Source organism: Cobetia sp. 14N.309.X.WAT.E.A4 (genome assembly GCF_030397495.1).
Taxonomy (GTDB): Bacteria; Pseudomonadota; Gammaproteobacteria; order Pseudomonadales; family Halomonadaceae; genus Cobetia; species Cobetia marina.
Genome location: NZ_JAPNXT010000003.1, coordinates 84684 through 107144 on the forward strand (window position 1 = coordinate 84684; position 22461 = coordinate 107144).

The following is a 22461-nucleotide window of genomic DNA, read 5'->3' on the forward strand; positions in this document are numbered from 1 at the left end:
AATCCTGGAGGGTCACGTACCCGTGAAGGATACGAACCTCCCCGAACTGGCCTGCGGCAGATGACATATGGTCAGTAACAGTGATGGACAGTACTCGCATGAGTACCTAACAAGGGACGTGCAATGAGTGGCGACAAGAATGGGAGAGCGGGTTCGCTCGAGCCTCGAGGCAAGGTGTTGAGCAACGACGCTGCACGCCGCTATCTGCGCTGGAGCAAGCCGCTGGTCCTGTGCACCGGCCTGCTGCTGGCACCACAGGCATTGGCGCTGGATGCCGCGGTGAAAGGGCTGAAAGGTGCCGCTGCCACCAACGTGGTCAATTATCTGGCGGGGCTTACGTTGGAGGAGGATGTCCCGGCCGAGCGCTACGAGGACGAGATCATCCGGCGCATCCAGGAAGCGCTGCAGGCCTTCGGTTACTACGATGCCCAGATCACTCTCCGCTATCCCGAGAAGGGGTTGCTGGGGGGCGATGATGTGGTGGTGACGGTGGATGCCGGTGAGCCGGTCACCATCGAGACACTGGAGCTGCGACTCGAGGGCGACGCCGCGCGCGACAAGGTCATGAAGAAGGCGCTGGCCGATGCCAACCTCGAGGAAGGCGATGTGCTGCGTCACTCTCGCTACGACAGCCTCAAGTCGACTCTGGCGTCGCTCAGTCTCGAGCGCGGCTATTTCGATACCTCCTTCTCCCAGCAGCGCATCGAGGTGCGCCCCTGGTTGCACTCGGCACGCATCTATCTGGTCATGCAGAGCGGTCAGCGTTACCGCTTCGGCGATATCACCTATCTCAACAGCCAGATAGAACTGGATCGCGTCAAGGCCATGCAGCCGTTCCAGACGGGGGATTATTACGAAGCCGGCAAGCTGACCCAGTTCAACCAGCGGCTGAGTGAGGCAGGCTGGTTCCGCTCGGCCGCCATCAAGCCACAGCTCAATCCGGGCGCTGAACTCAAGACCACCAGCCCTGACAGCAAGATCAAGACGCGCAACGTCAAGACAGCCTATGCCGAGGCACAGGGGTATGAGGGGTCATGGCTTGCCGATGTCGAGCGGACTGACGTCGAGCAAGACAGTCAAAAAGGCAGTGAGAAAGACCGTGACACAGAGACGAATCGTCGTGCTGGCGCGTCCTCACGATCAGCCTCGTCGGTGCCTCCCGGGCAGGCGATCTTGGCCGCCGGCGGTGCTGCGAGTGAAGCGGGTACTGATCAAGCCTCCGGCAGCGACACGCCGGTACTGACTGGCGATGCGCTGGAGGCGGCGGTCAAGACGGCCAACGGTCCCATCATTCCCGTGGACATCAGCCTGATTCCCGCCGACCGCCACAAGTTCGAGACGGGCATCGGTTACGCCACGGATGTCGGGCCACGTCTGCAGTTCAGCTGGGAGATGCCGTGGGTCAATCGCTATGGCCATAGCATGACCAACAGCCTGTTCCTCTCCTCACCGGAGCAGACCTTCGAGGGTGAATACCGCATGCCCTTGGCTGACCCGCTCAAGGACAGCTATGTGCTGGAGTACGGGGTGGCCATCGTCGACGACGATGATGAGACCAGCAATGAAACGACAGTGCGTTTCGGGCGTGAGTGGAAATTCGACAATGGCTGGCAGCAGAAGATTTACCTGGGCGCGAGCTATGACGACTTCACCATCGCCTCAGATACTGGTCAGGTGTTTCTGCTGTATCCGGGGGTCAGCTGGACGCGGACACGAACTCGTCCCAAGGCCTTCCCCATGTGGGGGGATCGTCAGAAGCTGACGGTAGAGTACGGCAATCAGATCTGGGGATCTGATGAAAACTTCGTGTGGACCCAGTTCGATACCAACTGGATCCGCTCCATCGGCAACAATCACCGTTTCGTGGCGCGTGCCGGTATCGGTAATCTCGACACCGATAACTTCCACGGCATGCCCAACTCCAAGCGCTTCTATGCTGGCGGCGACAGCAGTGTTCGCGGTTACTCCTACGAGAGCCTCTCGCCGGAAGATGATGACGGGGATGATGAAGGCGGGAGTTCCCTGCTGACCAGCAGTCTGGAATATGACTACCGCCTGACCGGTGACTGGTGGGGCGCAGCCTTCTATGACGCTGGTAACGCCTTCGATGGCTGGGATGCCCTGGAGCTCAAGACGGCGGCCGGCATGGGGATTCGCTGGATCTCGCCGGTGGGGCCGATTCGCCTCGATATCGCCCATCCCTTTGATGACGATGACAACGATTATCGCATTCACTTCTCGATCGGGCCCGAGTTCTGATCAGCAGGCCTGATCCGCAGGTCTGATCGGGGGGCCAGACGGAGTGCCTCCTGAAGCCGGGAAGTGTGATCGCTGTATGGACGCGTGATCGGCTCTCAAGCGCAGCAAGCGCCTGCTCAGCTCAATCAGCTGGGTGGGTGAGCTGATAAAAGATATGGAGATGTTGGAATTGTCTAATCCCTATGTACGTCGGGGCGGCCTGGTCATCCGGTTGCTGATATGGCTGCTCGTGTTCCTGATCGGGCTGACGATGCTGCTGGTCGGGGGCGTCTTGTCCCCGTGGGGCACAGGGCTCGTGCTCGATCAGGCACGCTCACGTGGCTTCATCGATTATTCGCAGGCCTCAGGTTCACCGCTGGAAGCGCTGTCGCTCAAGGACGTCTCGCTGGACCTGCCGGGACTGGCCGTCACTGCCGATTCCCTGTCGCTGGCCTGGGGCGAGGACTGTCTGCTCCAGGGCAAGCTGTGTCTCGAGTCGCTTGAGTCCAGCGGGCTCGCCATCACCCTGAGTGATAGCGGTGCCAGCGAGGAGCCTGCGCCAGAGAGCAGCGAGAGTCTCAACGTGCCCATCGTGGTGCCGATTCCCATCGAGGTGCGCAAGGTCGCCATTGATGACTTCGCCCTGGCGCTGGCGGATGGCAGTCGCGTCACCTTCGATCACTTCCATACCTCGGCCGCGCTGTCGGTGAGTACGCTGACGCTGGGCGAGACACGCCTGATCACCAGTCGTTTCATTCCGGCTGATGCCGTCGCGGCTCAAGCGACGTCTGACACTGTGAGTCTCGAGGGGGTGAGCCTCACGCCTGAGGCGCAGCAAGCGGCGAGCGCAGTGGTCAACGCTCAGAGGGTGGCGCCACAAGCCGAGACCGCCGCCAGGACCATCTCGAATAAGGCCATCACGGAGGACGCCGCAGAGCCGGCTGGCAAGACTGCAGACAAGACCTCAGATGAGACAGCGCAGGCCGGGCGCATCGCCTTGCCGGAGGTCTATATTCCGCTGACCATCGAGGTCCCTGATCTGGCCATTGAAGACTTTGTGCTCAAAGGGCCGAGCCCGTATGAGGTCAGCCGTCTGTCGCTGGCGCTCAAGGCGGAAGGGCATGACATCACGCTCTCGCGTCTCGAGGTCGACTCGCGTGACGTGAATGCCGATCTCGTGGCGCAGGTCACGCTCAAGGACGAGTATCCCCTGAGCGCCACGCTCAATGCCGAGACCCTGATCGACCCCGTGCGTCATGAAAGGCTCCGCCTGTCGCTTGAGGGCTCGCTGGCGGATCTTGAGGCCTCTCTCAAGGCCGACGGACCACTGGCCGCCGAGCTTGTGGCCAGCGCGGATGTGCTGGACAGTGATCTGCCCTTCGAGGCGCGTCTGAGCGCCAAACGGATCACCTGGCCCTTTGCCGCCGCCAGTGACGCAGCGGGTGATGCTGCTCTTGCGCCTCAGAAAGAGGCCCAGACTGCGGATCAGGACAACGCAGCCAAGCACATCGCCAAGAGCCAGTCTGCCTCCTTCACGCCTGACTATCTCGTCGAGAATCTGGCACTGATCGCCAAGGGCTCACTGTCAGGCTATACGACCACGCTGGATGCCATCATCGAGGGCCGTGACATTCCGCGTGCCACCGTGTCATTGGCAGGCGACGGCGATCTCGAGCATTACCGTTGGCAGCCGCTCAAGATCGCGCTCAAGCGTGGCTCCGCGACGACCCGCGGTGAGATCCAGTGGAAGGAAGGACTCCGGGTCGTGGCCCAGCTGGCGCTCGACAAGCTGCATCCCGAGGATCTGCTGCCGGCCCCGACCGGTGGAGGGCAGAAAGCCGTGCGCGGTGAGCTGAGCGGCAATCTCGCGGCCAGCTTCCATCAGCCACTGCAAGGCCCGTGGGCCGTCGATGTCAGCAAGCTGGATATCCATGGCACCTTGCTCGAGCGGCCGCTCACGCTGACCGGCAAGCTTTCAGGCAATGCCGACATGCAGTGGAACGTCGACGCGCTGGAGCTGCGCCAGGGGCAGAACCGCCTGAGCGCCAACGGCAAGATTGCCAAGACCATCACGCTTGCCGCCAATATCGATTTCCCGGCGCTCTCGACCCTGATGCCGGATGTCGCGGGTGAGCTCAAGGGCAAGATCGATGCCACGGGTACCCTCGACAAGCCGCGACTGGCGAGTAACTTCACGGGACGACGCCTGCAGATCGGGGAGAATCGTATCTCTGACATGGCGCTGTCTGCCGGGGTCGATGCCCGCAAGCGTGGTGTGGATGACCCGGCACTGGACATCGCCCTCAATGCCGACGGCGTTCGGGCTGGCGGTCAGCAGATCGCGACGGTCGCGCTGACGCTGGGGGGCTTCCTGAGCGATCACACCTTGCAGTTCGATACCGAGATGGCCGGCGAGATGCCATTGTCCCGTCTGGGACTGACCCTCAAGGGCGGGCTCGACAAGGCGCGTGAGCATTATCGCGGTGCGCTGTCTCCGCTGACGGCGAATACCGACTTCGGTGACTTCAACTTCGACACGCCGGCACGCTTCGATGCCAATCTCGCCAAGGGCAGCGTGCTGGTGCAGCCGTTCTGTCTGAGTCGGGAACAGGGGGGGCAGATCTGTGTCGCTGAGCCCTTGAGTGCGGGCAATGACGGCCAGGCCGTGGTGGCGCTCGAGGGGATTCCCCTGGACATGGCCCAGAGCGCCATGCCGGAGAGCTGGACCATCGGTGGTGCCACGGGCGGCAAGATCACGGCAAGCTGGAAGCAGGGTGGCCAACGCTGGAATGCGGATGCGGAGCTGGCAGGCAAGTTGACACTGGCCGGGGAAGACGCTGATGGCAATGCCTGGTCGCTGCCGGAAACCACCTTGCAACTGGCGTTGGAGGCCACGCCCGAGAAGGCTGATCTCGATACCCAGATTCGCCTCGACAGTGCAGGCGGCATCGGGCTTACCGTGTCGGTCCTCGACCCGGCGGGTACAGGTCAGCTGGATGGCTCGCTGGCCATTCGCGACATCGATCTCTCACCGTATCGTCCGCTGGTGGCGGGCATGACTCAGCTGGAGGGCAAGCTGGCGGGTGACGTCAAGGTCGGCGGCAATCTGAGCCTGCCGTCGTTGACCGGCCCGATCGCGCTGACCGGCGTCAAGGTACAGGGTGAGGGGCTGCCGGTGTCGCTTTCGGATGCCCAGTTCACCGTCGACTTCGATGGCAACAGTGCCGATATCGATGGGTATCTGGTGGGCAATGATGCGCGCTGGGGTATCGATGGCGAGGCGGCCTGGCCGACCTTGGATGACTGGACGGCGGCAGTGAATCTCGACGGTGCGAAGAATCCGCTCGAACTCAATATCGCCGGGATCGGGCGCATGCGTGTCGCACCGGATCTCGAGATCAATGCCAGCCCCACGCTGCTCAAACTGCGAGGTGACGTCAATGTGCCGTGGACACGCATCGAAGTGGATCAGGTGCCGCCGTCTGCCGTGTCACCCTCCAGTGACACCATCATCATCGAGCGTCCCAGTGATGAGGACACCTCCAACCCGGCTGAGCTGGCGGATGGCAGCGATACCGCCAAGGCGCTCAATGAGGCCGGCATGGCGCTGGATGTGAGGATCGGTATCCATATCGGACCAGATGCTCGTCTGGAGGCGATGGGGCTCAAGACCAGGCTCAGAGGCGATCTCGATGTGCGTCAGTCCAAGGGCGGCGTGCAGGTCTTCGGTGAGGTCAATCTCGTCGACGGGACCTACAAGAGCTTCGGGCAGGACCTGCAGATCAGCAAGGGGCAGGTATTGCTGGCCGGTCCGCCCTCGAGTCCGCGTCTGAATATCGAGGCGATCCGTGATCCTGACAACACCGAGGACGACGTGACTGCAGGGGTGCGTGTGACGGGGCTTGCCTCCTCACCCAGCATCGAGATCTTCTCGGACCCCTCGATGGATGAGTCGTCGGCACTGAGCTATCTGCTGCGCGGCGAAGGCCTGGACAGTGATACCAGTAGTGACAGTGCGGTCACGTCCGCCTTGATCGGCATGTCGCTGGCGCAAAGTGGCCAGGTGGTCGGACAGATCGGCGAAACCTTCGGCGTGAGGGATCTGAGTCTGGACAGTTCCGGCAGCGGGGATGACAGCCAGGTGGTGGTCAGCGGCTATATCGCCCCGGATCTGAAGCTCAGTTACGGCGTCGGGCTGTTCTCGCCGATCGCGGAGCTGACGCTGCGCTACAAGCTGTTCCGCAATCTGTATGCCGAAGCGGTGTCCGGTACGGCGCAGGCCGTGGATCTGCTCTACAGTTTCTCATTGGGTCGCAGTGAGCTGGCGCCCAGAGTCGGCAAGGACAGATGACACGCCAGGCCAATTGATTGCCACAGATTCAGCCCCCATCGATAGCGTCGGTGGGGGCTGTTTCGTTTTGCAGGGCGTTTTCCTGGGCGTTTCGCAGGGCGGGTCTTGCAGGGCTTATGCCCGAGATCGTGATCGTGCGCGTCAGCACCAGGCGCTGACGGTCAGCGTCATGCCGTGCAGCAACGCTTGATCTTCTTGCCGCTGCCACAGGGACACAGGCTGTTGCGCCCTGGCGTCAATGTCTGCCACTCGGCATCACCGTCGACATAACGCCAGTGATGGCCATCATGATGAAATCGGCTAAGTTCCTGCAATCGTTGGAACTTTCCCTGCTCGAAGAAGGTGGCGTGAAAGCGTACCATGCCGGTATCGGCATCTTGTCCGCTGTCCAGAATCTCCAACGCCAGCCATTGCGGACCAGCACCTTCCAGGTCGGCGCGTGCTGGGCAATGTGCCGCGTCCCAGCTGTCGATGAGGAAGTCGCTCAGCGCGAGGCAGAAGGCACTGTAGCGGGCGCGCATCAATTGCTCAGGGCGTTCGGCGCGGGTGATGTCCGCATGAATCGGCTGACAGCAATCGACGTAGCGTCGTGCCTCAGCGGTGTTGGGCTGGCAGGGGCAGATCTTGGGGGGCAGAGATGACATCATTGAACCTATACACGATTGCACGACGCGACACAGGAGAGAGTCCGCCATGTGGAAGACGCAAGACAAGCAGGCCATTCCCTCGGAAGAAGATGCCTTGCCGGGGCGCGAACAGCCGCTGCAGATAACGGGTACCCATCACGTCAATGGGCGCTCGATTGTACCTCCCTATCCCCAGGGATGTGAGGAGATCGTGCTGGGACTGGGATGTTTCTGGGGCGCGGAGCGTCTGTTCTGGCAGCTGCCGGGCGTCGTGGTGACGGCCGTCGGGTATGCTGGCGGCCATACGCCGAACCCGACCTACGAGGAGACCTGTACCGGCAAGACCGGACACACCGAAGTGGTACGTGTGGTGTTCGATCCGACGGTCATCGGTCTGCCGGAAATCCTGCGTGCCAGCTTCGAAGCGCACGACCCGACGCAAGGCATGCGTCAGGGCAATGACATCGGTAGCCAGTATCGCAGTGCGATCTACTACGTCGATGACGCGCAGCGTGAGATCGTCGAGAAGAGCCTGGCGGATTATCAGCAGGCGCTCAATCAGTCCGGTCTGGGACGGATCACCACCGAGATCGCTCCGCTCGAGACATTCTATTACGCGGAAGATTTCCATCAGCAGTATCTTGCCAAGAATCCGGGCGGCTATTGTGGCCTGAAGGGCACGGGGATCAGCTGCCCGATCGGCTAGCTGGCGGGCGGCGAGCGCATGTACGGTCTGCCCTGATTGCGCTGACCTGAAGAAACGCGAAAGCCTCATGGTGACCGTCAGCACGACGCCAGCCATGAGGCTTTCTGGTTGCTGGGCCCGCCTGCTGGGCGACGGCCGATCGCCCGGTCTCAGTCCGTCGTGGGGGAGGCCTCATCCTGGCTGCGTGAGCGACTCACCAACAGCCATGCCAGTGCCACGAGCGGCAAGGCGCCACCGATCGCCATGATGCCATTCCAGCCGAGATGGGCGTAGATCAGACTGGTCAGCGCCGAGCCGATCGCACCGCCGACGAAGATGCTGGTCATGTAGATGGCATTCAGGCGGCCACGGCTCTCGGGGTCGAGGGAATAGATGGCGCGCTGGCCGAGGACCATGTTGGTCTGTACCGCGAAATCGAGCAGCAATCCCGTCACGGCCAGTGCAACGACCTGTAGAGTCATCGGCATCAGCCCCGTCGCGAAGCTGGCACTGGCGAGTACCAGGGCGCCTACGGTGGCAATCGAGGTGTGGCCTGCATCTGCCAGGCGTCCGCTGATCGGGGCGGCGACAGCTCCCAACACCCCCACCAGGGCGAACAGCGCGACCTGGGTCTGCGAAAAGCCGTGTTCGTTGACCAGCTCGAGCGGTACGGCACTCCAGTAGAGACTGAATGCCGCGAACATCAGCCCCTGATAGAGGGAGCGTCGACGCAGTACCGGTTCATCACGCAGCAACTTGACGAGGGTCTTGAGCAGCGCGGGATAGCTTGAGGTATGGCGTGGTTGGCGGCTGGGGACCACCCGCCATACCACGCCCCCGACCAGCAGCATCAAGGCGGCACCGACGAAGAAGATGCAGCGCCAGCCGAAGTGATCCGCCAGCAGGCTGGAGGCGGGCCGTGCCAGCAGGATGCCCAGCAGCAATCCGCTCATGATGTTGCCGACCACGCGGCCACGGCTGTGTTCCGCAGACAGGTGAGCCGCCAGCGGGATCAGGATCTGCACCGAGACCGAGCTGACACCGATCAGCAATGACCAGAGCAGAAACGAGGAGGGAGCATCCGCCAGCCCCGCCAGTACCAGACTCGCCGCCGAGATCAGGATCGTGGTGATCAACAGCCGGCGGTTTTCCAGCAGATCGCCCAGCGGTACCAGAAACAGCAGGCCAAGCGCATATCCTCCCTGGGTCAGCGCCACGATGAGACTGGCGCTGCTTTCTGACAGTCCGATGTCGCCCGCGATCATGTTGATGATCGGCTGCGAGTAATAGACATTGGCGACGATCGCGCCACAGCAGAAGGCAAACAGCATCACCAGGGCGCTGCTGATGCCGTCGCTGGGGGTCGAGGAGGAGGTGTCGGAGGGAGTCATGCGTGATTGCCCCGTGTCATGAATGAAATCCATCATCGTCACGGGGAAGGTGAATCCCCATGGCCGCGTCGAAAGAACAGCTCTGACATGCGGTCAAGGGGACGCGACCATAAGGGCTGGATGGCGCAACTCTGGATTCCAGTCGGTCATGGCGTCAGCCAGCACCGATGTCACCGGGCAGGCGGCCTGGCCTTCTGCTTGAGGCGATGCCGCCTGTCGTCTCGGCTTCAGCGATACCGCTGGCGATCCTGTTCAGCTTCGGCGAAGCGGTCGATCCACTGTACCAGCGCACCGTCACCCGCCACATTGCAGGCCGTGCCGAAGCTGTCCTGCGCCAGATAGAGCGCCATCATCAGGCCGACGGCGGCAGCATCGAACCCCAGCAGACTCTGGAGCACTCCGACCGATGTCATCGCGGCGCCGCCAGGCGAGCCCGGCGCGGCGATGATGGTAACCCCGAGTGCGGCAATGAACGGCAACAACGACATCAGGTCGGGCTGCGGCAATGCCGGCGTCACCAGGATGACACCGATGGCGCAGATGGTCAGCGTGATGGCGCTGCCACACATGTGGATCGTGGCAAGCAGCGGAATGGCAAAGCTCGAGACCGAGGGCGAGATATGATTCAGGCGCGTCTGGCGCACGGTCACGGGGATCGTCGCGGCGGATGACATGGTGCCGGCGGCAGTGAAGTAGGCCGGCAACATGTTGCGTAGCGCCACCACCGGTGCACGGCCGGTACTCATGCCACTGGCAAGGTAGAGAAGACTCAGCCACAGCCAGTGCAGGGTCAGCGCGAGAATCAGGATCATGCCGAAGCTTTTCAGCGTGTTGGCCACCGTGCCGGCGATGGTCATCTCGCAGAACAGGCCGGCGATATAGAAGGGCAGTGCCGGTATCAGTGCCTTGGCGATGAACCGCTCGACGATGTCACGACCCCCGTCGGCAAGATTGCGCAGGCCATCATGGCCGGTGGCGGAGATACCGATCCCGAACAGGAAAGCCGTGACCAGGGCGGTGCTGATATCGGTCAAGGGGGGGATGTCCAGCGCGAAATAAGGTTGGAGCACCATCGGGTGACTGGCGGGCATCTGGGTGTGGCTCACGATATGTGGCACCAGTTCGAGACCCACCACCGCCGACATCAATCCGGCCAGCGTGGTAGAGGCATATGCCAGCACCATGGTCAGTGCCAGCAGCCGCCCGGAGGAGCGCTCGAGACGTGCAATGCCGCTCATGATGAAGAACAGGATGATCAACGGGATGGCATACTCCAGCAGCTCGCCGAACAGCACCTTGAAGGTGAGCAGGCTGCGCACGAGGATGTCCGGGGCCCATTGACCCAGCAGTACACCGGCGACGATGCCGAGTACCAGACGAAAAATGAGGTTCATTATCAGACCAATAGCCTAGGTATCAGGCGCGCAGTCTACCATCCTCGTGGCATCGCGACAGTGCAATCCTCCTTCTCTCTATATACCGTTATCTTGATGTTGATTCCCTTTACAGAAAGATCAGCGTATTCGGGCCGGAAGACGTCTGTGAATCTGGCCCGCGGAGATCTCCGCGGGCTCGCCCCACGATGCAGGACGTCAGTCACGCGGCAGGTACTCGAATGCGGCGGTAGGCAACTTCAGTTACAGCGTTTCCTGCTGAACACTGTGACGCTGACGGGACTGTGACAATGCTGACCAATCCGTGAGCTGGCGCGTGATTCTGCGTGCCAGCCAGGACGACAGACGACCGCGCCGCCACTCGATGAAGCCCACATGCCCGCCGCGTTCGCTCAACTCGATCCGCACCGCTTCAGAGGGCTGCGGGAAGCGCGAGAACAGATCACGAGGCATGAAGGGATCGTCCAGCGACTGCAATATCAGGGTCGGTAGCTCGATGTCTCGCAACAGCCGGCCGGCCGAGGCGCGGGAGTAGTAGTCACTGGCCGAGGAAAACCCATGCAAGGGCGCCGTGACTTCGTTGTCATAGGCCCAGAAGCTGTTCAACTGCGTCAGCTGGTGTGCACCGATGGAAATGGGCAGCGGCCCGTTGGCCAGCTTGGCGGCCACCTTGGCTTTCATGCTCTTGAGCAGATGTCGCTGATAGAGTCGCGAGCTGCCCTGATTCAGCACGTCGGAGCTTGCCGCGAGATCCAGTGGTGCGCTGATCGCGATCGCCCCGGCGAGGTCCAGCCCATCTCCGCCTTGTTCCGCCACCAGCTTGAGCAGCATGTTGGCCCCGAGAGATACGCCACAGGCCACCTTGAGGGCATGAGGGTAACGCCTGCCCATCTCCCCCAGAACCCAGTAGGCATCCGCCGTGTCACCACTGTGGTAGGCCCGCGGCAGTCGGTTGGGCGATTGCCCGCACCCCCGGAAATGCATCAGCACGGGCCGCCACCCCAGACGCGCTGCCGCATTGAGCAGATCCCGAGCGTAGGGCGACTCCAGATTGCCTTCCAGGCCATGGAACAGCACGAACAGCGGGGCGTCATCGGACAGTTCAACTTCCCGTTCGCGACGGCTGTTGCCATCACTGGTCACCCAGGAGAGTTCGACGAAATCACCGTCCGGCAGATTGAGTATCTCGGTGCGGCGAGACAGCGGGGCGCGAGGCAGCAGGCGGGGCAGCAAGGTCTGGACATGGCGATTGCGCAACCCCAGAGCGGGCCGGAACTCGGAGGTGAAGATCGAATGAGGCATGACGCTGACTCCAGAGACAGGAAATCCCGAGCAGGGGCATCGCGCGCCACATGCCAGGATTTCCTGACTTCCATTCAGTGATTCTTTACGTCTGATACCAGGACTGGCTGCATCATTTCATTATCCATCGGTCACTGCTAGTGGCACTGCAGCATGATGCGCCGTCGTCGGTCAGGTCACTGCGCTGCTCACAATCCGGTGTCGGGGCTGCGCGTCAGGTTCTCGGCGCCATCGGCGGTGATGACCAGATTGTCCTCGATTCTGACACCGCCATGAGGCGCCAGGGCGTCTACCAGTGACCAGTTGATCGCCTCGCCCCGTGCATCGTTGCGCAGTGGCTCGAGAAGCATGGGGATGATGTAGCACCCCGGCTCGATGGTGATGGCCATGCCGGTCTCGAGTACGCGGGTCAGGCGCAGCATCGGGTGACCTTCCGGAGGGTGACGCACCTCACCGCTGGTGTGATCCGGAATTCGACCCGCGACATCATGCACCTGAAGTCCCAGCAGGTGCCCGAGACCATGCGGACAGAAGGCGGCGGTGATGCCTTGTGCGACCTGCTCCTCGGCAGGCAGGGAAACCACGCCCAGTTCACGCAGCAGCTCCCCCAGCTCACGATGCATTTCCAGGTGAAGCTCGACGTAATCGACTCCGGGCGCCAGTCTGGCGATCAGGCGCTTCTGGAGCGCTTCCACGCCCACTATCAGTGAGCGGTAAAGGGGCAGCGCGTCATCACCCGCCCAGCTGCGGGTGATATCGGAGGCATAGCCGTGCACGCTGGCACCGGCATCCACCAGCAGGCTGCGGCGGGAATCAGGCGTCTGCAGGCCATAGTGCTGGTAATGCAGTACCGCGGCATGTTCGTTGAGGCCGACGATATTGCCGTAGGGCACACCGGATTCGCGTTGGCGGGACGCGCCGAGATATGCCAGCTGGATATCGAGTTCCGCACCGCCTTCCATGAAGGTCCGCCGGGCAGCCAGGTGGCCACGGGCAGCGCGCAGGCTGGCCTCTCTCAGACAGGCGATCTCGAATTCACTCTTGCAGACGCGCCCCTCGTCCAGCTGACGGACAAGCCCGAGCGGATTGGGCAGCGCCCCAAGCTCGCTGACCACCTCCGGCTGAAGCTCGGCGATCTCACCCACCAGCGCCACGCGGCCCTCGGGACGCTTCGGCAGTGTCGGCTTGCGTAGATGCACGATCTCGAAGCACGCAGCCCAGGGGGCGATGTCAGGTGTCGGCAACGTGGGCGACAGGTGCCAGAAATCATCAGGGGCATACAGATAGAGCGTTGGACGCTCACCCGGACGAACCAGCAGCCAGCTATCGCTCAGGCCTGCCATCGGCACCCAGTGAAGGAAGTGAGCATGGGACTTGAAGCTGGCATCCTGGTCATCGGCGAAATGCCGTTTCGGCTTGCCGCTATGCAGCACGATGGCGTCCAGATCATGCTGTTGCATGGCAAGCTCATAGCGCGCCTGCAGCGCCGCCAGATGCGCGCGATGTGCCTCGGCATGGGTCAGTGCGGGGTCATTCAGGCGAGGTTCGAACATCTGTCTTCCTTATGTCAATGTGGTTCAGAGCTGCGCTGTCGCCGGCGAGTCCTTCAGGTCAGTCCGCCGGACTCCGGTGGCTTGCCAAGCCGCGACCATAGCTCACTGACGCTGGCGTGACGTGGCTCTCGCGGGCGATAGAGTCGAATATGCAGTGGCAGATCCCAGCGTTCATCTCCGGCGCGCACCAGCTGCCCGCTGGCCATCTCCGCGGCCGCCAGACGCTGTGGCAACCAGCCGATGCCGTAGCCCTGCAGCACCAGTGCCTTGATGTTGGCTGCCTGGATGTTCTCGTTCATGGTCACCAGGTGTGCCTGGACGGGCACCTGAGCCAGGTGAGCCGTCAATGAGGTCGCGATGACGGCGCGGGGGTGAGGGCTGATGAACGGCAAGGGATTGCGACGCGTGCCCGGCAGGGGGTGAAGCGGGCTGCCATCCGCCTGGGGCGCGCATAGCGGAATGAAGCACTCCTCACCGACTACCAGGTATTGATAACTGTCCAGCTCAAAGCCGAGGTCCACACGTGCCTGAGGCCAGTAACACATGGCCAGATCACACTCGCCGCGATCCAGACCATGAAAGTAATCCGCCGCCAGCCAACCCGTCGCACGCAGATAGGGAAACACCTGCTCCCGCAGCTGGTGCTGATCCAGCCATTCGGGCAGGAAATGTGATACCAGCGATTGCGGCGCACCGAGCGAGATCTTGCTGGCCTGCTGCTGGGCCATGTCCTGCAGACGTTCACGCGTGATGCGTACCCGCTCGGTAATCTGCTCGCACAGCTGGAGAAACTCATCCCCGGCAGGGGTGAGTGACAGTGGCAAGGTCTGACGATTGATCAATGTGGTGCCCATCTCCTCTTCCAGCAGTTTGATACGGCGAGAAAAGGTGGGCTGAGAGACATTCTGTGCATCGGCTGCCCGTGAAAAGTGACGGGTCTGAGCCAGAACGATGAAGTCTTCGAGCCAGCGTATTTCCATGGATTCGGTGTGCCTCGTCGGCCTGTCAACAGGCCATGTCAGGAGGTCGGGCGCACATCTCTGCGGACGTGTCACACCAGGGTATCTTGCGGGGAGGTCAATGGCGCCATGCCCGGCAGCGTTCATCGTGACGATTCGCTACCGGGCGGATTGACCCCTTGGTCAATATCGGATCTGCGAGATGTTGCCCTAGACCGAGAGTGGGATGCAATCGTCGATCCGTCGATGTCGACCCGAAAGTCCACGCCAGGCATGTCATCAGACGGCAAGGCAGTCGGCTTGCGCCGGCTGCCTTGGAATCGCCATCCGTGCCCCGAGGGCCGGGCCCTGAGGCACGGGGCGATTCACCACGTAGTGGCATCTGGGCAGGTGTCCTGCTCAGTCGATTCTGCCTTCCTCGACGGCATGGCAGGCCACCTGACCACCCTCGATGGCGATCAAGCGCGGGATCTCCCGACGGCAGCGTTCATTGGCATGCGGGCAGCGGCCATGGAAGACGCAGCCCGATGGCAGATTCACCGGGGTCGGCACCTCACCCTCCAGGCGGATGTGATTGGGCTTGTCATCATGCAGGCGCGGTATCGCCGACATCAGTGCCTGGGTGTAGGGGTGTCTGGGACGAGCGAACAGCGAGCGAGTGTCCGCCAGCTCACACAGGGTCCCCAGGTACATTACGGCGACACGTGTCCCGAAGTGCTCTACCACGGCAAGATCGTGGGTGATGAACAGGTAGGTCAGATCCCGCTGTTCCTGCGCATCCATCATCAGATTGAGCACCTGAGCCTGAATCGAGACATCCAGTGCCGAGATCGGCTCATCGGCGACGATGAACTCGGGATCCACCGCCAGTGCGCGGGCAATCGAGATGCGCTGGCGCTGGCCACCGGAAAACTCGTGGGCATAGCGCTTGCCCCAATCCGGGTCGATCCCCACCGAGCGCATCACCTCCTCGATCTTGTCGCGGATCTCGCCATCCTTCAGTGTCGGCTGGTGGAAGCGCAGCGGTTCCTCCAGCGTCTGCTGGATGGTCATGCGGGGATTGAGCGACGCATAGGGGTTCTGGAAGATCATCTGCATGCGACGGCGATAGGGCAGCAGGTCCCTGGGTGCCATGTCATCGATACGTGTCCCGTCGAACCGTATCTCCCCGCCACTGGGCTTGAGCAGCCCCATCACAGTACGTGCGACCGTCGACTTGCCACAGCCGGACTCGCCGACGACACACAACGCCTCGCCCCGCTTGACGTCGAGAGTGACGCCATTGATGGCATGCACGTACTCCTGCTTGCGCCGCAGGCGTCCCTTCTCGAAGGTCAGCTGTTCGAGGAAGTCACCGGACAGCGAGAAGCGTTTCTCGAGATCGCGGATCTCGACCAGGGTGTCGCCGAGCGCGGCACTTGTCCCGCTGGCGAGACGCTCCTCTGGTGTGAGAATGGCCTGACTCATGCGTTCACCTCCGTTCGGGGAGCCTGGGAGGCATCGGTGACGATCGGGGTCCACGACTCTCCTTTCACCATCGCCTGCACCATGTGACAGGCCACCTTGCAATTGCCGGATGCCACGAAGGCGGGCACCTGCTCATGACAGATATCCGCCGCGAAATCACAGCGCGGATTGAAGGCGCAGCCAGCCGGAATCTTGGTCAGCGTGGGCATCGAGCCGCGAATCTGATTCAGGCGGCTGCCGGGCGTGGCCATCTGGGGCAGGGCGTTGATCAGCCCCTGGGTATAGGGGTGCTGGGCATCATTGATGATCTCGCGGGTCGGGCCCTGCTCGATCACGCGGCCGGCATACATCACCAGGGTGCGCTGGGTCACCTGGCTGACGACACCCAGGTCGTGGGTGATCAGGATCAGCCCGACATTGTGCTTCTCGCACAGCAGCAGCAGCAGCTCCATGATCTCGGCCTGGATGGTCACATCCAGTGCGGTGGTCGGCTCATCGGCGACGATGATGTCCGGGTCCAGCAGCAACGCGATGGCGATGATGATGCGCTGACGCATGCCACCGGACAGCTCGTGCGGGTACTGATCAAGACGCTTTTCCGGTGAGGGAATGAAGACCTGATTGAGCTTGTGCAGGGCGATGGCGCGCGCATCCTTGCTGGAGATGCGACGGTGCGCCTTCAAGCACTCGATCATCTGCTCGCCGATGGTCAGCACCGGATTCAGCGTCATCATCGGGTCCTGGAAGATCATCGAGATGCGATTGCCGCGAATCGATTGCATCGCCTTGGGCTTCATGGTGTTGAGCACTTCGCCATCGAATTTGATCTCGCCGCCGGCGATGTAGCCGGGCTTGGCGATCAGATTCAGGATGGTGAAGGCGGCGACCGACTTGCCGGCCCCCGACTCGCCCACGATGCCCAGGCGTTCGCCGCGTTCCAGCGTGAAACTGACGTCGCGCAGGGCGCGGACCTCGCCGCCTCGCATGGCGAAGCGGACATCGAGGTGGTTGACTTCAAGTAATGCCATTGTCTTGATTCCTCGCGGCTTCAGCCCTTGTAGAGGCGGGGGTTCATCACGTCACGCAGCCAGTCGCCCAGCAGATTGATCACCAGTACCAGCAGAATCAGCACGCCACCGGGAATCAGCGTGATCCACCAGCTGCCTGACTGCAGATAGTCGAAGCCGGATTTGATCAATGAGCCCAGTGACGGCTGGGTTTCCGGCATGCCGAGCCCGAGGAAGGACAGCGCCGCCTCCGAGATGATCGCGTTGGCGATCTGCACGGTGGAGATGACGAAGATCGGCGACAGGGTATTGGGAAGAATGTGGCGGAACATGATGCGGCGGGAGCGGAAGCCCATCACCCGTGCGGCATCGACATATTCCTTGCTCTTCTCCGCCAGCACGGATGCCCTGACGGTGCGCGCATACTGGGGCCATTCCGCCAGCCCGATGATCAGGATCAGCAGGATCAGCGCATAGTCCGAGAAGGCGGCGCCACCGAAGGTCGCCTTGATGATGGCACCCACCACGATGGCCACCATCAGGGTCGAGAACGACAGCTGGATATCCGCCATGCGCATCAGGAAGGCATCGACACGTCCCCCCAGATAGCCCGCCAGCAGCCCGAAGGTCACGCCGAGCAACGCCTGCAGAATCACGGCACCGAAGCCGATCAGCAGCGACACGCGCGTGCCGTACAGAATGGTGGAGAGCAGATCCCGCCCCTGGGCATCGGTGCCCAGCAGGAAGGCCGGATCACCACCCGCCATCCACGCCGGCGGAAGCTCCGAGTTCATGATGTCGATGGTGGCCAGGTCATAGGGGTCCGCCGGGGCGATCCACGGGGCGAGAAAGGCCCCGAGCACCATGGCGATGAAGACCAGCAGGCAGGCCTGGGCCATCCAGTCACGCTTGAAGCTGTAGACCAGATAGGACTCACGGAAGCGCTGCCAGCGTCCGGGGACCGCGATGGAGCTGGTCTTCGGAGTGACGGGCGTATGGGTCTCGGAAGTGGAATGGCTCATGCCGATTTCCCCGCAAGCTTGACGGTGGGGTTGACCAGACCGTAGATCAGGTCGACGAGCGTATTGGTGATCACGAAGATCACGCCGACCATCATCAGGTAGGCCACGATCAGCGGAATGTCGGAGCGGGTGATGGCCTCGAGGAACATCAGGCCCATGCCCGGCCACTGGAAGACGGTCTCGGTCAGGATGGTGTAGGCCACCATGGTGCCGATCTGCACGCCGCCGACGGTGATCACCGGCAGCATGGTGTTCTTCAGTGCATGCAGGAAGTAGATGCGCTTGAGGCCGATCCCCTTGGCACGCGCGAACTTGATGTAGTCCGACTGCAGGACCTCCATCATCTCGGCGCGAATCAGGCGGATGAACAGCGGCAGCATGATCGAGGCCAGCGAGATGGCCGGCAGTACCAGATGCCAGAGGCCATCGGCGGTGAAGAAGCCGCTGGACCAGGGGCCTGCCACATGGACCAGCTCACCCCGCCCGTAGGAGGGCATGCCGCCATCGGTGGAGAGCATGCCGTTCAGCACACTGCCCCAGAGGGTATCACCGGGGAACCAGTCCACCGTGACGCCGATGGCGAACAGCTGGATCAACACGATGGCCGTCAGGAACACCGGCACCGAGATTCCGATGATCGAGGTGCCCATGAACAGGCGTGACAGCCAGTTGCGTGGGCGGATCGCCGCGAACACGCCGATGGGGGCAGAGAGCAGGATGATGATCAGGCTCGAGGCCATCACCAGTTCCAGCGTGGCGGGCAGGTGCTTGAGTATCACCTCGGTCGCTGGCTGCTTGTAGAAATACGAGGTGCCGAGATCCCCTTGCAGGGCATTGCCGGCAAAACGCAGATATTGGGTGATGAAGGGGTCGTTGAGCCCCATTTCATCGCGCATGACTTCACGCTGGGCTTCTGACACGGCCTGGCCGGTCATCTCGCGCAGCGGGTCGCCCAGGTTGTCCTGAATGGCGAAGCTGATGATGCTGATCACGAACATGACCAGTACGGCGTGCATCAGGCGTTTGATCAGAAAGGCAATCATGGATCGCCACCTTCCTCGTGAACATCACGGTCTCGCGCGCGGCGGCCTGGTCTGGCTGGCCAATCGCGCTGGGTGTCAGGAGTCCCGCCTGTCGCTGGCCTGTCATCGGGCACAGGCTCCCCAACCCATCACCGAGAGGCGATGACCAAGGGGAAGGAACAAGCGGGGGTAAGTCGTCGCCTTCAGCCAAGCAGGGCAACCAGAGAGCTCACGTTGCCTATCTCCGGTTGCCTGACTTGCCTGTCGCGAGGGGTGCGTGGCCAGGAACATGGCACTGGACGATGCAAGACGGTTCAGTGCCTGTTGCTCACTCACTCACGGCGTGGGATCAGTCCTGGTCGATGACCAGATCACCCAGGTACGGGAAGTTCATCACGTTGAGGACCGGCTCGATGTTGACGCCATCACGCGCGCCCCAGGCAAGGTTCTGCCAGTGCAGCGGCACGAAGCCAGCATCGTCGTAGACGGCTTTCTCGGCAGCCTGCAACATCTTGGCGCGCTTCTCGGTGTCGGTCTCCAGGTTGGCCTCGGTGACCATCTTGTCGACGTCCGGGTTGCAGTAGTTGCCGGAATTGTACTGACCGACACCGCTGTCGGCATCCGGGCAGAAGGTCAGGAATTCGAAGAAGTTGGCGCTGTCTTCGGTATCCGAGTGCCAGCCGATCATCATCATGTCGGCCGCACGTGCATCATATTCCGGCCAGTACTGGGCCTTGGGCAGGGTCTTGAGGTCTACCGTGATGTTGATCTTGGCCAGCATCGAGGCGACGGCCTGAGCGATCTTGGCGTCGTTCACATAGCGGTTGTTGGGTGCCATCATGCTGATCTCGAAGCCATCCTCGTAACCGGCTTCCTTCATCAGCTCCTTGGCCTTGGCCACGTCATAGCGCGGTGTCAGCTCAGGATTGTGGCCCTGATAGCCATCCGGCGACATCTGGGCGGCGGGGGTCGCGAAGCCCTTCATCAGCTTTTGGGCAATGCCTTCCTGATTGATGGCGTAGTTGACCGCCTGACGGACACGCTTGTCCTTGAAGGCTTCGACACGTTCCTGGTTCATCTGGAAGGTGATGATGCGGGTGCCGCCCATTTCGACCAGGTGCACGCCGTCCTGCTTGCGGATGCGTTCCAGATCGGTCGGCGGTACCGGCGCGATGAAGTCCATGTCGCCGGAGAGCAGCGCCGCGACACGGGTGGCGTTTTCCTTGATCGGCGTCAGCACGATGTCGTCGACATTGCCCGGGGATTCGGTATCCCAGTAATCCTCGAAGCGTTCGAAGCTGATCTTCACGCCCTGCTGACGGTCAGTGACCTTGTAGGGGCCGGTACCGGACTCGTTGCGTGAGGCGAAGGTGTTGGCGGCCTTGGCGATCTCATCCTTGGCCTTGCCGTCTTCGGTCTCGCCGGAATAGAACTTGCTGTCCATCGGGAAGATGTAGGTGGCGGCATTCAGCACCAGCGGGAAGGGCTTGTCGGTCACCAGATCCACGGTGTAGTCATCCACTGCCTTGACGTCAGTGAACGGTGCGAAGATGGCCTTGAAGTCAGCACTCTTCTTGAGGCGCTCGATGGTCCAGACCACATCCTTGGCGGAGAAGTCATTGCCGGAATGGAACTTGACGCCTTCGCGCAGATGGAAGCGCATGGTGTTGTCATCGACACGCTCCCAGCTCTTGGCCAGACGGCCATCGAAGCCCAGGTCCTTGTTCCAGCGAATCAGCGGGTCATAGACCATGTGCGACAGCTGCAGAGTGCCGCCGGAGAGTTGCTCGTGGATATCGAGCGTGACCGGATCTGCGTCGTAGGCCATGCGCAAGGTGACATCTTCGGCCAGGGCTGGTGTCGCCATGGCCAATGTCGCGCTGCCGATCAGCGCGCACAGGGTCTTCTTTTGGAAGAGGGACTGGAAGGCATTCTGACGGGTCATGAGCTTCCCTTTACTTGTGATGTTTGGTTGTTCTTGTGGCTCTCTTCGCATTGTCTCCCTCAGGGCGACACGCAAGGATGCGCTTTCACAGTAGTGAGACACGCCGCACAGAGACAATCGAAATGTTGACTAGCCAGATTCAGGCCGTGAATAGCGGTGTCGACAAAAGCGCAACACACACGTTGCTGGTGCATCACGAGGCAAGGGCGTCTTGCATGGCGTTCGTTGGACGATGGCAAGTGTCGTTCAGGACGGTTGGTTAAGTCTCTTGCCTGTGTCACGTGGGGAGAGCGTGACTGATGATGGCATCCCGACAAAGGCGGTTGAAGGGATATTCTTATTCAATTCAATGGCTTGATGGCGATATGCATCCTGGCTCATCGAAAGGTGGCAAGAGAGCCACGCCATCGTGTCCTCTCGCGAGTCGGGCAGACGACGGAGCCTGTCTTGCGGAGATGACGGCGGGGAAATTCTTGACGAGGCGGTGTTCCCGGACGAGGAATCCGAGATTGCCTGGAAGGAAACGATGAGATGCACCGTTCTGGTGCGAGGCTTGATTCGCGACTAAGGTCTAGTCATTGTGCGCAATTTCGCGGGCGTCATACACCCGAAATCAACGCTGCAACGTGACACGCCTCCCGAAAGGAAGGCGTGTGGTGGCGCACCGCTGGCGAGCCGAGAAGCCTCAGGCGTGGAGGCAGAGCAGGGTGCGCCTGCTCACTTACTCATTTCAATTACTCATTGCTGCCGGCGACAGGCGTCAGGCGGTCAACCCGATAGAGGTTCGGCACCTGGGAGAGACCGCTGATGGTGCACTCCAGGTTGTTGACGCGACCATCCGAGAGGCCATAGACCCAACCGTGGATCTGCAGATTCTGACCGCGCTCCCAGGCACGCTGGAGAATCTTGGTACGCGCCAGGTTCTGTACCTGAGAGCGCGCATTCAGCTCACACATGCGGTCGACCTGTTCGTCCAGCGGCAAGTCCTTGAGCTCGGCGTGATGAAGGTTGTAGAGCTCGCGCAGACTGTGCAGCCAGTAGTCCACCATGCCGTTGTCCCCGCCGGTGATGGCAGCGCGTACACCACCACAACCGTAATGGCCGACGATCATGATGTGCTCGACCTTGAGGACATCCACGGCGTACTGGATCACTGACAACGCATTCATGTCGTTGTAGTGAATCAGGTTGGCGACGTTGCGGTGAACGAAGACTTCACCCGGCGGGAGATCGATGATCTGGTTGGCGGGGACGCGTGAGTCGGAACAGCCGATCCACAGATAGTCCGGATTCTGCTGGTCGGAGAGTCGCTTGAAGAAGTCAGGATCGCGCTCGGTCATGGACTCGGCCCAGACCTTGTTCTGCTCCAACAGCTTTTCAATATTGCTCATGGCGAGGGGACCATTTATCAGGATGACGGGGCAGGGGAAGATGTTGTACAGACATGCTTGCCGCCGCCAGGCCCTCTGCAATGCAATACGTCAACATCGCAGGCCATC

15 protein-coding genes are annotated in these 22461 nt (G+C 61.7%); 3 read left to right on the forward strand and 12 right to left on the reverse strand.

What is annotated here, in order from left to right; translation table 11 throughout:
• The first annotated feature begins 177 nt into the window (after positions 1 to 177).
• Together OW493_RS05645 and OW493_RS05650 are read left to right on the forward strand one after the other, a co-directional pair.
• Positions 178 to 2259 (forward strand): autotransporter assembly complex family protein, encoded by a 2082-nt coding sequence (locus OW493_RS05645; RefSeq protein ID WP_289863544.1) that lies wholly within the window; start codon positions 178 to 180, stop codon positions 2257 to 2259.
• Between the two features lie 160 nt (positions 2260 to 2419).
• A complete protein-coding gene (locus OW493_RS05650) occupies positions 2420 to 6589 on the forward strand; it encodes a translocation/assembly module TamB domain-containing protein (RefSeq protein ID WP_289863546.1) in 4170 nt (1389 codons plus the stop codon).
• A 167-nt stretch (positions 6590 to 6756) separates the two neighbouring features.
• Here OW493_RS05650 and OW493_RS05655 read toward each other — a convergent pair whose 3' ends face one another.
• Entirely contained in the window at positions 6757 to 7233 is a 477-nt protein-coding gene (locus OW493_RS05655) for a YchJ family metal-binding protein (protein WP_084209716.1), read from the reverse strand.
• A 49-nt stretch (positions 7234 to 7282) separates the two neighbouring features.
• Between OW493_RS05655 and msrA the strand changes: the two genes are divergently transcribed.
• On the forward strand, positions 7283 to 7921 hold the full coding sequence (gene msrA / locus OW493_RS05660; RefSeq protein ID WP_289863549.1) for a peptide-methionine (S)-S-oxide reductase MsrA: 639 nt from the start codon (positions 7283 to 7285) through the stop codon (positions 7919 to 7921).
• A 149-nt stretch (positions 7922 to 8070) separates the two neighbouring features.
• Here msrA and OW493_RS05665 read toward each other — a convergent pair whose 3' ends face one another.
• The 11 genes from OW493_RS05665 to can all read right to left on the reverse strand — a co-directional run bounded on the left by OW493_RS05665 (position 8071) and on the right by can (position 22353).
• Positions 8071 to 9291 carry an MFS transporter gene (locus tag OW493_RS05665; protein ID WP_289863550.1) on the reverse strand — a complete coding sequence of 407 codons (1221 nt, stop codon included), beginning with the start codon at positions 9289 to 9291 and terminating at the stop codon, positions 8071 to 8073.
• 227 nt (positions 9292 to 9518) lie between these two features.
• Positions 9519 to 10685 (reverse strand): dicarboxylate/amino acid:cation symporter, encoded by a 1167-nt coding sequence (locus OW493_RS05670; protein WP_289863551.1) that lies wholly within the window; start codon positions 10683 to 10685, stop codon positions 9519 to 9521.
• A 243-nt stretch (positions 10686 to 10928) separates the two neighbouring features.
• Entirely contained in the window at positions 10929 to 11987 is a 1059-nt protein-coding gene (locus tag OW493_RS05675; protein WP_289863552.1) for a hydrolase, read from the reverse strand.
• A gap of 188 nt (positions 11988 to 12175) precedes the next feature.
• On the reverse strand, positions 12176 to 13540 hold the full coding sequence (gene pepQ, locus OW493_RS05680; RefSeq protein WP_289863553.1) for a Xaa-Pro dipeptidase: 1365 nt from the start codon (positions 13538 to 13540) through the stop codon (positions 12176 to 12178).
• A gap of 53 nt (positions 13541 to 13593) precedes the next feature.
• Positions 13594 to 14520: a LysR family transcriptional regulator gene (locus tag OW493_RS05685; protein ID WP_077376443.1), complete on the reverse strand. Its 927-nt coding sequence runs from the start codon at positions 14518 to 14520 to the stop codon at positions 13594 to 13596.
• 378 nt (positions 14521 to 14898) lie between these two features.
• A complete protein-coding gene (locus tag OW493_RS05690) occupies positions 14899 to 15966 on the reverse strand; it encodes an oligopeptide/dipeptide ABC transporter ATP-binding protein (RefSeq protein ID WP_077376441.1) in 1068 nt (355 codons plus the stop codon).
• Positions 15963 to 16994, reverse strand: coding sequence for an ABC transporter ATP-binding protein (locus OW493_RS05695; protein ID WP_289863554.1), 1032 nt, complete (start codon positions 16992 to 16994; stop codon positions 15963 to 15965). The genes OW493_RS05690 and OW493_RS05695 overlap by 4 nt, the downstream gene beginning before the upstream one ends.
• Before the next feature lie 20 nt (positions 16995 to 17014).
• Positions 17015 to 17995, reverse strand: coding sequence for an ABC transporter permease (locus OW493_RS05700; RefSeq protein WP_077376435.1), 981 nt, complete (start codon positions 17993 to 17995; stop codon positions 17015 to 17017).
• A complete protein-coding gene (locus OW493_RS05705) occupies positions 17992 to 19038 on the reverse strand; it encodes an ABC transporter permease (RefSeq protein ID WP_289863555.1) in 1047 nt (348 codons plus the stop codon). Before OW493_RS05705 ends, OW493_RS05700 begins: the two co-directional genes overlap by 4 nt.
• Positions 19039 to 19366: 328 nt before the next feature.
• The gene (locus tag OW493_RS05710) at positions 19367 to 20962 is read right to left on the reverse strand and encodes an ABC transporter substrate-binding protein (RefSeq protein ID WP_084208685.1); all 1596 of its coding nucleotides are present in this window, start codon (positions 20960 to 20962) and stop codon (positions 19367 to 19369) included.
• A 734-nt stretch (positions 20963 to 21696) separates the two neighbouring features.
• Positions 21697 to 22353 (reverse strand): carbonate dehydratase, encoded by a 657-nt coding sequence (gene can / locus OW493_RS05715; RefSeq protein ID WP_084208684.1) that lies wholly within the window; start codon positions 22351 to 22353, stop codon positions 21697 to 21699.
• Between the last annotated feature and the right edge of the window lie 108 nt (positions 22354 to 22461).

What these genes read in the sequence shown, in the direction of transcription:
- OW493_RS05650 (WP_289863546.1), top strand. Translation starts at nt 2,420, where the DNA reads ATGTTGGAATTGTCTAATCCCTATGTACGTCGGGGCGGCCTGGTCATC.
- OW493_RS05655 (WP_084209716.1), bottom strand. Translation starts at nt 7,233, where the DNA reads ATGTCATCTCTGCCCCCCAAGATCTGCCCCTGCCAGCCCAACACCGCT.
- msrA (WP_289863549.1), top strand. Translation starts at nt 7,283, where the DNA reads ATGTGGAAGACGCAAGACAAGCAGGCCATTCCCTCGGAAGAAGATGCC.
- OW493_RS05665 (WP_289863550.1), bottom strand. Translation starts at nt 9,291, where the DNA reads ATGACTCCCTCCGACACCTCCTCCTCGACCCCCAGCGACGGCATCAGC.
- OW493_RS05670 (WP_289863551.1), bottom strand. Translation starts at nt 10,685, where the DNA reads ATGAACCTCATTTTTCGTCTGGTACTCGGCATCGTCGCCGGTGTACTG.
- OW493_RS05675 (WP_289863552.1), bottom strand. Translation starts at nt 11,987, where the DNA reads ATGCCTCATTCGATCTTCACCTCCGAGTTCCGGCCCGCTCTGGGGTTG.
- pepQ (WP_289863553.1), bottom strand. Translation starts at nt 13,540, where the DNA reads ATGTTCGAACCTCGCCTGAATGACCCCGCACTGACCCATGCCGAGGCA.
- OW493_RS05685 (WP_077376443.1), bottom strand. Translation starts at nt 14,520, where the DNA reads ATGGAAATACGCTGGCTCGAAGACTTCATCGTTCTGGCTCAGACCCGT.
- OW493_RS05690 (WP_077376441.1), bottom strand. Translation starts at nt 15,966, where the DNA reads ATGAGTCAGGCCATTCTCACACCAGAGGAGCGTCTCGCCAGCGGGACA.
- OW493_RS05695 (WP_289863554.1), bottom strand. Translation starts at nt 16,994, where the DNA reads ATGGCATTACTTGAAGTCAACCACCTCGATGTCCGCTTCGCCATGCGA.
- OW493_RS05700 (WP_077376435.1), bottom strand. Translation starts at nt 17,995, where the DNA reads ATGAGCCATTCCACTTCCGAGACCCATACGCCCGTCACTCCGAAGACC.
- OW493_RS05705 (WP_289863555.1), bottom strand. Translation starts at nt 19,038, where the DNA reads ATGATTGCCTTTCTGATCAAACGCCTGATGCACGCCGTACTGGTCATG.
- OW493_RS05710 (WP_084208685.1), bottom strand. Translation starts at nt 20,962, where the DNA reads ATGACCCGTCAGAATGCCTTCCAGTCCCTCTTCCAAAAGAAGACCCTG.
- can (WP_084208684.1), bottom strand. Translation starts at nt 22,353, where the DNA reads ATGAGCAATATTGAAAAGCTGTTGGAGCAGAACAAGGTCTGGGCCGAG.